The following is a 9,496-nucleotide window of genomic DNA, read 5'->3' as shown; positions in this document are numbered from 1 at the left end:
GCCGGTGACCGTACCCGTCGAAGCGTTCCACGCCAGGGAGAAGCTCGTGTTCGTCGTCGCGGTCACCCGGAAGTTCCCCGGCACACCCGGGGTCCCCGCCGGCGTGGTCGGCGGCGGTGTGGTCGGGCCGCCACCGCCGGTGCACGCGCCGAGATCCGCCCACAGCGCCGGCGTGGTCGACGGGGTCCAGCCGGCCCCGGGGTAGGCGGTGTGCGTCTGCAGCGCCTGGTACGTGTGGCCCTGGTACGTGACCTGGGTGCCCACCGTGTACGTGTTGCCCTCCGCCCAGGCCGGCGCGGTGCACGCGGCCTGGACGGCGGCGCTGCCGGCCTGCGCCTGAATCGTGGGCACCAGCACCATCGCCGAGGCGATGGTCAGGGCCACACCTGCGGCCAGTGCGAACTTGCGACGTTGAGCGGTCATCGGACTCCTCGTCATCGACGGGTCGGGGGAAGGTGGGAGGTGCTCAGGTGGGTGACAGGCCGGCGTCGGCGAAGACGTGCCGGGCCAGGGCGGAGCCGAGGAAGGCCACCAACGCGTCCGCGCCGACCGGGTTGCGGCCGGAGGAGACCTTGATGGCGGTGTACTGGTCGGCGATCAGCAGTGCCTGGGCGAAGTCGAGGGCGCGCAGGTCGGCACCGGACGCGACGACGTCGGTGCGGTAGACGAGCGCGGCGTCCGCGGCACCCGCGCGGACCTGGGCCAGCGCGGCGGCCGGGTCCGGCTCGACGGCGGAGGGGCGCACGTCGACCGCGGCGGCGGTGAGCGCGGCACGGCCTACCCGGCCGCACGGGATGCTCTCGGCGCACAACGCGACCCGGGTACCGCGAAGGTCGGCGACCCCGGCGATCCCGGTGCCCGGTGGGACGGCGATGACGATCGGGTTGCGCGCGACGACCGCCGGTGCGCCACGGGCGTGGCCGGCCGCGACCTGCGCGACGGCGACGGAGTCCCCGGTCACGAACACGTCGACCGGCGCACCGGCGAGGATGTGCCCGGCGTGCTCGGCCGCCGGCCCGTACTCCACCGCGACCCGGACGTCCGGGAACGCCTCCTCGAACTTCGGCACGAGGACGGTCAGCGTCGCGCGCAGTTCGTCGGCGGCGTGCACGACGAGCGTCCCGCCCGGCGCGCCGGTCCCGGCCGGGCCGCCGGCGGGGTGCTGGTGGTCGTGGCCGGCCGAAGCCGTCGCCGCGGCAGGGGCCGGCGCGCCGGAGCACGCCACCAGGACGGGACCGGCGACGGCCATCGCGGCCACGGCCACGACACTCACGCTGCGCAGGTGCATCGGGGCGGGCTCCGCTCGTTCGGATGCTCGGAGCCGTCCGGCCCCGGGGTGCCCGGGGCCGGCGGTCCTCTTCAGGAGGTGCTGCGGATCAGCAGGCGCCGTTGTCCTGCCACACGCCCCACTCGCCGGTGGTCCCGGGCTCCTCGCCCTGGGTCCACCACCGCGCGGTGTACTTGCGGCTCTTGTGCGAGACCGTCATGCCCCCGGTGTAGACCGCCGAGGCGCTCCACGCCGCGGGGCAGTTGCCGGTCGGCGGCGGCGGGGTGGTGGTGCCACCGCCGCTGCCCACGTTGACGTCGACGCACGCGTAGAACGCCATCGCGGTGTCGTAGATGTTCCAGACGGCGAGGATCTTGTGCCGCCCGCTGGGCAGGCCGGTCACGTTGTGGTTGACGACCTGCGGCGGTTGCGTGTTGCCGTTGGTGAACGTCTGGTGCAGGTTGCCGTCGACGTAGTACTGCCAGTTGAGCGTGCGGTGCATGGCGGTGTTGCGCCACGAGAACGTCGTCGAGCTGTTGATGTTCGTGACGCGCCAGCCCTTGTCGTCCTGGTCGAGCACCGTGTAGCTGCTGCCGCCGCTGCACAGGCGGGATCCCTTGGGGGCCTCGACGCTCTGCGGCTCGTACTGGATCTGGCCGCAGTTCGCCACGACACCGGTGGCGCACTGGTCCTGGCGGCTCGGTGGACTCGTGACCCAGCCGTGGGCGCTGGCCGGCGAGGCCGAGACGATCACGGTGATCAGCGGGGCGGCGAGGAGGGCGGCGGCGAGGACCGCCAGTCTTCTTCGGAGGGTCATGTCGCTCCTTCGGCAGGCGAGAGCCATCTGTTGACGACCGGTCCGCCCACCGGCGTCGACCTTTCCATCAGGGAACGTCAATCAGTAAGGTTTGTCAACAGTTAGTTCTCCACGCGGGTGCGCGAAGATGGTGGCGTGCAGGCGATGTACCCGGACGACAGCGACGGCGACCCGCGGGCCGTGCCCGGCGTGTGCCCGGAGCCCGGCGACGCGGCCGGGTCGGTCACGCTCGACGTCGACGGCGAACGGTTCGCCCTGCGCCCGAACGCCTTCGGAGGCACCGACTACACGTGGCTGAGCGGCCCGAATCCCGGCTACGGATTCGGCGTGAGCCCGACCCCGGACCCGTCGCTCGACGAGCACCTGGAGCACATCCGCGGCTTCCTGGCCCAGATCGACCCCGCCACCGGCTACCTCGGGGACGACTGAGCCGTCCAGCCGGCGCCGTGCCGCGCCCCGGTTCCTGCCCGGCGAGCGCGTGCCAGCTGTGCAGGTTGGTGGTGCCGATCGCCGTCCCCTCGGCCAGGCTCAGCACGGCGAACGCCACGCGCCTGCCGTCCTCGACGTCCTTGCGCCGGCGGGCCCGCGGCGTCGCGACTAGGATGGGCTCCATCTCGGCCTGCGGTCGGCAGGGACCATGGCCCTTCCGGTGATTTCGGAGGCACCGTGAAGCTCCTGCTCACCTCCGGTGGGGTCACGAACCCGAGCATCCGGTCGGCGCTCGTGCGGCTGCTCGGCAAGCCGATCGCCGAGTGTCACGCCCTGTGCGTCCCGACCGCGCAGTGGGGGCACCCGATGTGCGGTCCGGCAACGGTCCGGAGCTTCGTGGCCGCCGGGCCGGGGTTCGACCACCTGTCCGGCCTGGGCTGGGCGTCGCTCGGGGTGCTGGAGCTGACCGCGCTGCCCAGCGTCGGCGCCGAGCGGTGGGTTCCCTGGGTCCGGCAGGCCGACGTGCTGCTGGTCGACGGCGGCGATGCGACGTACCTGTGCCACTGGATGCGGGAGTCCGGCCTGGCCGAGCTGCTGCCTGCACTGCCCGACAAGGTCTGGGTGGGAGTGAGCGCCGGCAGCATGGTGATGACGCCCAGGATCGGTGGCTCCTTCGTCGAGTGGCCGTCGGCGCCGGACGACCGCACCCTGGGGGTCGTCGACTTCTCGATCTTTCCGCACCTGGACGCGTTCCCGACGAACACCATGGCCCACGCGGCGCGGTGGGGGGCCGACATCGGCGGTCCGGCGTACGCCATCGACGAGCAGACGGCGATCGCGGTCGTCGACGGCGCCGTCGAGGTGGTCTCCGAAGGGCAGTGGACGAAGTTCGGGTGACGCCCGGCACCGCCCACCGGGCCGGTCGGCGCCGGCGGGCGGGGGTCAGCGGGCCAGGATGAGGGTGATGCCGGCCAGGACGACGGCCGCCGCGACGGCCCTCGGTGCGCCGAAGCGCTCCCGGAAGCAGAACGTGGCGATGGCCGCGCCGACGAGGATGCTCGACTCGCGCAGCACCGCGACCGGCGCCAGCTGCGCGTTCGCCTGTGCCCACAGGATCAGGCCGTAGGACAGCACGGACAGGGCACCGGCGGTGAGGCCCTTGGCGGCGACCGGACGGGCCCGGCGGACCATCGCCGTGCCGTGCCGCGCGAGGGCGTAGGCGGGCACCGCGACGCCGTCGCTGATCATCAGCCAGGCCACGTAGCCGGCGGTGGCGACCGCCGCGCGCACGCCCACGCCGTCCACGACGGTGTACGCCGCGATGGTGAGCCCGGTGCCGAGCGCCGCCACGATCCCCGGCCACGACGGCGGGGCGTCGGCCTGGCGGGCGCGGAAACCCCACACGGCGAGCCCGACCAGGCCGGCCATGGTCACCGCGACCCCGGCGAGCGTCAGCGGGTGCAGCCGCTCGCCGAGGACCGTCGTGGCCACCAGCGTCACCACGATCGGCGCCGTGCCGCGGGCGATCGGGTACACCTGCCCGAAGTCGCCGAGCGCGAACGAGCGCACCAGCAGCACCTGGTACACGACGTGCAGCAGCGCCGATGCGGCCAGCCACGGCCACGACGCCGGGTCGGGTGCCGGCGCCGCCGCCGCGAGGGCGAGACCGCACACCACCCGCCCGGCCCCGACGAGGCTCAGCCCGGCCAGCTCGTCGTCGATGGTGTGCGCCACCGCGTTCCAGCTGGCGTGGACGACCGCCGCGACCAGCACCGCCAGCAGCACCGCCGCCGTCACGCGGCCACCAAGCGCGACACCAGGCCCGACACCAGGCCCGACACCGAAAGCGACACCGAAAGCGACACCGAAAGCGACACCAAGGCCGACACCGAAGGCGACACCAAGCCCGACACCGGAGGCGACACCAGCAGCACGCCGCTCACGGCAGCGGCGCGGCGAGCTCGGCGAGCACGGCGGCCCGGTGCGTGGCGTCGTGCATGTCCACCGTGGCCCGGTAGCAGCGCGCCGCCGACACCAGGTCGTGCAGGCGGCGGCGCATGTCCCGCACGATGCCGGCGAAGCGCAGCGCGTCACCGCCGCCGTGCGCCAGCACGTCGTCCTTCAGCCCGTACATCGTCAGCGCCGAGGCGAACTGCTCGCAGAACGCCTCCGCGTCCGCCGCGCCGATCCGGTCGAACGCGAAGGGCGCCCCCGGCCGGTAGTTGGCGATGACGACGTTGCGGACCGGGGCCGAGGCGACCGGGTCGCCGCCGAACAGCTCCGCCGGGTCCACGATGTAGTCGCCGGCCTCGATGTGCCGGCGCGCCCGCCCGGACGCCAGCAGCTCCGGTGCGACCTCGCGGACCCGTACCGCCGACGGCACCCCCACCGCGACGCCCGCCCCGGGACCGGGCAGGACCAGCGTGTGGGTGTTGCTCAGGAAGCGGGCGCCGGCCCGGCACGCCTGCTCCAGGAACACCGTCTTGCCGCCGGCGTTCGCGCCCACCAGCAGGGTCGCCGCCCCGCCGGCCGTGAAGCCGGCGGCCTTGAGGTGCAGCCGGCCGTGGTCGATGGCGTGCGCGGTGAGGATGGTCTTGACGAAGTACGGCCACACCGTGCGTTCCAGCCGGCGGCCGAAGACGAACCGGCGCCGCCCCCGGGTCACGAGGTAGGCGGGTGCGCCGAAGACGTGGCTGAGGTAGTAGCCCGTCCGGAAACGTTTGGCGCGCAGGGTCCGGTCCGCCAGCGCCTCGAGCTCGGCGACGTCCACCGGGTCGCGGTCGAGGTCGACGCAGACGAGCTCCTCGTCGGGCTCCGCACCGGGGACCGCCGGTCGGGGGAAGTACGCGTACCCGTCGAACTCCTCCAGGTTGGAGGAGATCCGCAGCGTCAGCACACCCAGGTCCACGGTCCTCGACGAGCGCAGCACCGGGTCGAGCACGTCCACGCCGACCCGCATCAGGCAGCCGCCTCGGCGAACCTGGCCACGATCTGCTGCGGCGTCCACCGCACCCGCGCGCCCGCCGACTTCCCGCGCGGCGTGCACCGGATGTGCACGAGCGTCGGGCCGTCCGCGGGGGTCAGCGCCTCGAGGGCGTCGAGGCTGTCGATGGTGTACGCGGCGGCGTACCCGGCCGCGAGGGCGAGCCCGGCCGGGTCACCGACGTGGACCGGCCGCTGGCCGCCGGTGCTCTCGTGCACGCCGTTGTCCAGCACCACGTGCACGAGGTTGGGCCGGTGCTCGGCGAGCATCGGCAGCACCGACAGGTTCATCGCGAACGAGCCGTCGCCGTCGAGCACCACGACCTGCCGCCCGGGGACGGCCAGGGCGATGCCGAGCCCGACCGGCGCGGCCATGCCCATCGAGCCGACGAGGTAGAAGTTCTGCGGCCGGTCCGCGACGTTGTACAGGTCACGGGTGATGAAGCCGCAGGTGGACACGGTGAGCGCGGCCGGGAACCGGCGGGTCACCGCGAGGATCGCCTCGGTGATGCCTGGCGTGGTCATATCCTCTCCTTGACGATGAGCACCGGGGTGGCCTTCCCGTCGGCGGTCGCGGCGAGGCAGTCCAGCACGCTGTCGTGCGGGCGGGCCGGGTCCAGCACGCTCCAGCGCAGCCCGAAGACGTCGAGCAGGTTGGTCAGCTCCCGGCCGATGATGTCGTGCTCGACGGCGTCGTTGCCGTCGTGGCCGCGCCAGCTCACGATGAGCGGCACGTGCACGTCGTAGATGAGGTTGAGCGAGGTCAGCACGTTGAGGCAGTAGCCGAGGCCGGAGTTCTGCATCATCACGACCGGCCGGGCGCCGGCGACGGCGAGGCCGGTGGCGACGCCGACGGCCGCGTCCTCGCGGGGCGCCGGCAGGTAGGTCACCTGCCGGGTCAGCTCGGTCGGCGGGCCTTCCAGCAGCTTGAACAGGCCCTTGAGCAGCGAGCACGGCACCCCGGTGAAGTGCGTGTACCCCTGCCCGGTATAGGCCCTGACCACCTCCTCGGCGGTGCTCAGGGCTGGCGGCGCGGCCGCTTGCAGTGCGTCAGTGGGCACGGTGAACCTTTCGACGAGGGGTTGGTCACGGCCAGGCGTGCAGCAGCGGCAGCGGCCCGGGCGGCGTCACCGTCGGGGCGACCCCCGGCCGGCCGGAGATCCAGGCGGCGAGCGCGGTCAGCGGCGCGGTGACGGTGACGGCGCCGTCCGGGTTCCAGGTGAGCCCCGCGTCGGTGGCGTCCATGCGCACGCCGGTGCCGGGGCCGAGCCGCGGCTGGAGGTAGGTGACGACGTGCTCGGCCAGCGCGGGGCTCCACTGCTCGCTGGTGCGGCCGAGGGCGAGGTCCACACCGTGCAGCTCCGACTCCCGCCACCACGCGTACTGGGTGGCGATGAGCGGCGAGTCGCGGTACGCGCACGGCCGCTGCCAGTCCTGCGGCGTGAGGCCGGACCAGGCGTCGCGCAGGTCCGCGAGACCGGAGACGGCGTGCTCGACGAGCCAGGCGGCGTCGCGGGTGTGGTTCTCCTCGATCGACTTGTCCCGGGTGGACCGGCCGCCGTCGTACACCTCGATGGTCTCGCCGCGCACCGCGTAGCGCGCCTGGCGGGCGAACGCCCGGGACAGGTCGCCGAGGTGGACCAGCACGTGCGCGCGGGTCCAGTCCGGCAGGCCGCTCGGGGCGCGGACACCGTCCTCGTCGAGCCCGGCGGTCGCCGAGCGGATCCAGGCGTGCACGGCGTCGATCTCGGCCAGCCGGCCGGCGATGTCCTGGCCGGGCTGTTGGTCGGTCATGGTGAAACCCTTTCCGGGGTGCGGGCCGCCGCGTGCGGCAGGAATGCGTTGGTCCAGCTGAGGATGTCGCGGATCACGTGGTGGTCCTTGTTGGGGCGCAGTGCGCCGATCTGGTGGTACATGACGCCCTCGCTCGGCGGGCCGAGCACGGTGACGCGCCGTTCGACGGTGCCGTCGGCGCGCACCGGGTGGAACTGCGGCGTCAGGTCGAGCCCGCCGGGGGTGAAGTCGGGTTCGTCGATGCCCGGGTTGGTCCACTGCCGGATGAGGCCGCGGCGCAGCAGGTTCGGGTAGAGGGCGCTGACGTCGCGGGCGGCGTCGAAGCGCTGCACGCGCGCGTCGACGAGCGCGTCGGCGAGGCGGTGCACGCCGGTGACCGGCCCGCTGATGCGGAACTTGCCGGTCTCCTCGTCGCAGGTGACCCGCGCCTGCGGGCCGACGGTGACGTCGACGTAGCCGGCACGGATGAGGGCGACGACCTTCTCCATCGCCTCGCAGGAGGCGCCCTGGCAGAGCCGGTTGTGGTGGCCGGTGTACACGTCGAGGAAGACCCGGTGCGAGCCGGCGCGCAGCCCGCCGAAGTCGACCGCGTCGATCATGACGCCGCGCAGGTCGCGCCAGACGGCGTCGGCGGCGGCCTTGCCGGGGTTGCTGAGGTTGCCCTGCGCGGCCCAGCGGATGTCGGCGTCGAGGAAGTCCAGGAACTTGCGGTGGTACTCCTCCGCGGTGGCGTACCCGTTCGCCGGCACCGGTTCGATGGCCTCGGCCCAGGAGAAGCGGTGCCGCGCCGCCGACAGCGGATGCCGGTGCGGCGAGCCGGCGGCGGCGACCGCATCGGCCAGCGCGGCGGGCCGGTCGGCGTGGGCGAGCAGCTCGGCGGCGCGGGCGGGGTCGTGCAGGACGGTGAGGAACGCGGTCACCGCCTCGCGCAGCGCGGCGTCGTCGCCGAGGACCCGCCGGCCGGTGAGGACGGCGTCGACGTCGGCGGCGACGGCCGCGGCGAGGTCCTGCACCGGCGCGGTCAGCTCGGCGCAGGCGGCGTGGTGGTCGGGGTACTCGTCGGCGGTGGCGAGGAACCGTTCGTAGGCGGGTCCGGCGGCGGCGATCGCGGCGGCGCGGAACCGGTCGCCGTACAGGGTGCTGTAGTAGATGAGCGCCATCTCCAGCACGGCGAGCGGGAACACGTGCCGTTCGAAGTCCAGCTGCGGCCGGGTGAGCGTCGGCACCGGGTGCACCAGCCCGAACGCGTCGCGCAGCCGCTGCACGGCGGCGTTGGTGAGGAACACGCCGCGGTACTCGTACTTGGCGATGTCGCGTTCCTTCTGGTTGTACGGCCGGGCGAAGGTGAACAGCCCGTTGCGGCTGAACGCGACGATCTCGTCGGGCTCCTGGCCGCACGGCTGGTACCTGAGCGTGCCGTCCTCGCCGCGGGTGAACCGGCCGCCGCGGCCCTCGGTGAGGTACAGCAGCACGTCGATGCCGGTGAGGCCCATGCCGAGGCAGGCGACGGTGGAGCCGGGTCCGGTGTGCGGGCCGTGCAGCGTCTCCTCCATCGGGTACGCCGACGGGATGAGCCGCGCGTCGTGGCGGGCCGTGAACCGCGCCCATTCGGCCTGCATGGGGTCGGTCTCGGGGCGGTTGGTGGAGTGCCCGGTGAGCAGCAGCACGTAGTCGGCCCGGAAGGGGTCGTCGCCGTCGGCGGTGACGACGAGGAACCCGTCGCCGTCCTCGACGAGGTCGGTGACGTCGGCGCGGCGCAGGTCGACGCTGACGCCGGGGGCGCCCCGCAGCATGTCGATGTAGCAGGTGAACTGGTCCTGCAGGGCGAGGCCGTGCAGGTACCGTTTCGGCCAGTCCTCGGCGACGAGGTCGTAGGCGGGGTCGCCGGTCGCGGCGTACCTGGCCCGGCACCAGTCCAGCAGGGTGGGCCGGGCGTCGCGGGGCAGCAGCGGACCGGCGTCGATGACGCTCTCGTCGGCGGCGAAGGCGACCTGCCCGACGATCCGGTTGAGGTAGCTCGTCGTGGTCTGTTTCGGGCTGTGGACCGCGCCGGAGCCGAACTCGCCGGAGTGGTCGTAGATGACCAGGTCGAGGGCGAGGTCGCCGGACCGGTCCAGGGTGAGCGCGGCGAGGCGCTCCAGTACGTAGGTGCACGTCGGTCCGCCGCCGACGATCGCGAGCCCGATGCGGGGCATGGTGTCCTCCCT

Annotated in this window: 12 protein-coding genes; 2 read left to right on the top strand and 10 right to left on the bottom strand. The window is 73.6% G+C overall.

Annotation, left to right across the window (positions count from 1 at the left end; translation table 11 throughout):
• The 3 genes from OP18_RS60115 to OP18_RS48940 all read right to left on the bottom strand — a co-directional run.
• On the bottom strand, nucleotides 1-423 hold a 423-nt coding region (locus OP18_RS60115; protein ID WP_342668971.1), incomplete at its 3' end, for a carbohydrate-binding protein.
• Nucleotides 424-466: 43 nt separating this feature from the next.
• Nucleotides 467-1,288, bottom strand: a complete 822-nt coding sequence (locus OP18_RS48945) for a substrate-binding domain-containing protein (RefSeq protein WP_052388511.1) — start codon at nucleotides 1,286-1,288, stop codon at nucleotides 467-469.
• Nucleotides 1,289-1,376: 88 nt separating this feature from the next.
• Nucleotides 1,377-2,084, bottom strand: a complete 708-nt coding sequence (locus OP18_RS48940) for a lytic polysaccharide monooxygenase (RefSeq protein WP_033367354.1) — start codon at nucleotides 2,082-2,084, stop codon at nucleotides 1,377-1,379.
• Between the two features lie 144 nt (nucleotides 2,085-2,228).
• Between OP18_RS48940 and OP18_RS48935 the strand changes: the two genes are divergently transcribed.
• On the top strand, nucleotides 2,229-2,513 hold the full coding sequence (locus tag OP18_RS48935; protein WP_156090329.1) for a hypothetical protein: 285 nt from the start codon (nucleotides 2,229-2,231) through the stop codon (nucleotides 2,511-2,513).
• 237 nt (nucleotides 2,514-2,750) lie between these two features.
• The gene (locus tag OP18_RS48930) at nucleotides 2,751-3,410 is read left to right on the top strand and encodes a Type 1 glutamine amidotransferase-like domain-containing protein (protein ID WP_033367352.1); all 660 of its coding nucleotides are present in this window, start codon (nucleotides 2,751-2,753) and stop codon (nucleotides 3,408-3,410) included.
• 45 nt (nucleotides 3,411-3,455) lie between these two features.
• Here OP18_RS48930 and OP18_RS48925 read toward each other — a convergent pair whose 3' ends face one another.
• From OP18_RS48925 to OP18_RS48900, 7 genes are read right to left on the bottom strand one after another with little or no spacing between them, the layout of a single operon-like run.
• A complete protein-coding gene (locus tag OP18_RS48925) occupies nucleotides 3,456-4,310 on the bottom strand; it encodes a DMT family transporter (RefSeq protein WP_033367351.1) in 855 nt (284 codons plus the stop codon).
• Nucleotides 4,307-4,447 (bottom strand): hypothetical protein, encoded by a 141-nt coding sequence (locus OP18_RS62250; protein ID WP_156090327.1) that lies wholly within the window; start codon nucleotides 4,445-4,447, stop codon nucleotides 4,307-4,309. Before OP18_RS62250 ends, OP18_RS48925 begins: the two co-directional genes overlap by 4 nt.
• A gap of 5 nt (nucleotides 4,448-4,452) precedes the next feature.
• Nucleotides 4,453-5,472 carry a FomB family phosphonate monophosphate kinase gene (locus tag OP18_RS48920; protein WP_033367350.1) on the bottom strand — a complete coding sequence of 340 codons (1,020 nt, stop codon included), beginning with the start codon at nucleotides 5,470-5,472 and terminating at the stop codon, nucleotides 4,453-4,455.
• A complete protein-coding gene (locus OP18_RS48915) occupies nucleotides 5,472-6,020 on the bottom strand; it encodes a thiamine pyrophosphate-dependent enzyme (protein ID WP_033367348.1) in 549 nt (182 codons plus the stop codon). Before OP18_RS48915 ends, OP18_RS48920 begins: the two co-directional genes overlap by 1 nt.
• Entirely contained in the window at nucleotides 6,017-6,556 is a 540-nt protein-coding gene (locus OP18_RS48910) for a thiamine pyrophosphate-binding protein (protein ID WP_211273915.1), read from the bottom strand. The genes OP18_RS48915 and OP18_RS48910 overlap by 4 nt, the downstream gene beginning before the upstream one ends.
• A gap of 25 nt (nucleotides 6,557-6,581) precedes the next feature.
• Complete coding sequence (locus tag OP18_RS48905; RefSeq protein WP_052388510.1) at nucleotides 6,582-7,289, bottom strand: maleylpyruvate isomerase family mycothiol-dependent enzyme; 708 nt, start codon at nucleotides 7,287-7,289, stop codon at nucleotides 6,582-6,584.
• Complete coding sequence (locus OP18_RS48900; RefSeq protein ID WP_052388514.1) at nucleotides 7,286-9,484, bottom strand: FAD/NAD(P)-binding protein; 2,199 nt, start codon at nucleotides 9,482-9,484, stop codon at nucleotides 7,286-7,288. Before OP18_RS48900 ends, OP18_RS48905 begins: the two co-directional genes overlap by 4 nt.
• Between the last annotated feature and the right edge of the window lie 12 nt (nucleotides 9,485-9,496).

Source organism: Dactylosporangium aurantiacum, assembly GCF_000716715.1.
GTDB classification, from domain to species: domain Bacteria; phylum Actinomycetota; class Actinomycetes; order Mycobacteriales; family Micromonosporaceae; genus Dactylosporangium; species Dactylosporangium aurantiacum.
Note: the sequence above shows the minus strand (reverse complement) of the source record. Positions and strands in the feature narration are given on the sequence as shown.

Bases quoted from the DNA above. Each gene is read 5' to 3' on its own strand.
- OP18_RS48945 (WP_052388511.1), bottom strand. From the start codon at position 1,288: ATGCACCTGCGCAGCGTGAGTGTCGTGGCCGTGGCCGCGATGGCCGTC.
- OP18_RS48940 (WP_033367354.1), bottom strand. From the start codon at position 2,084: ATGACCCTCCGAAGAAGACTGGCGGTCCTCGCCGCCGCCCTCCTCGCC.
- OP18_RS48935 (WP_156090329.1), top strand. From the start codon at position 2,229: ATGTACCCGGACGACAGCGACGGCGACCCGCGGGCCGTGCCCGGCGTG.
- OP18_RS48920 (WP_033367350.1), bottom strand. From the start codon at position 5,472: ATGCGGGTCGGCGTGGACGTGCTCGACCCGGTGCTGCGCTCGTCGAGG.
- OP18_RS48915 (WP_033367348.1), bottom strand. From the start codon at position 6,020: ATGACCACGCCAGGCATCACCGAGGCGATCCTCGCGGTGACCCGCCGG.
- OP18_RS48905 (WP_052388510.1), bottom strand. From the start codon at position 7,289: ATGACCGACCAACAGCCCGGCCAGGACATCGCCGGCCGGCTGGCCGAG.
- OP18_RS48900 (WP_052388514.1), bottom strand. From the start codon at position 9,484: ATGCCCCGCATCGGGCTCGCGATCGTCGGCGGCGGACCGACGTGCACC.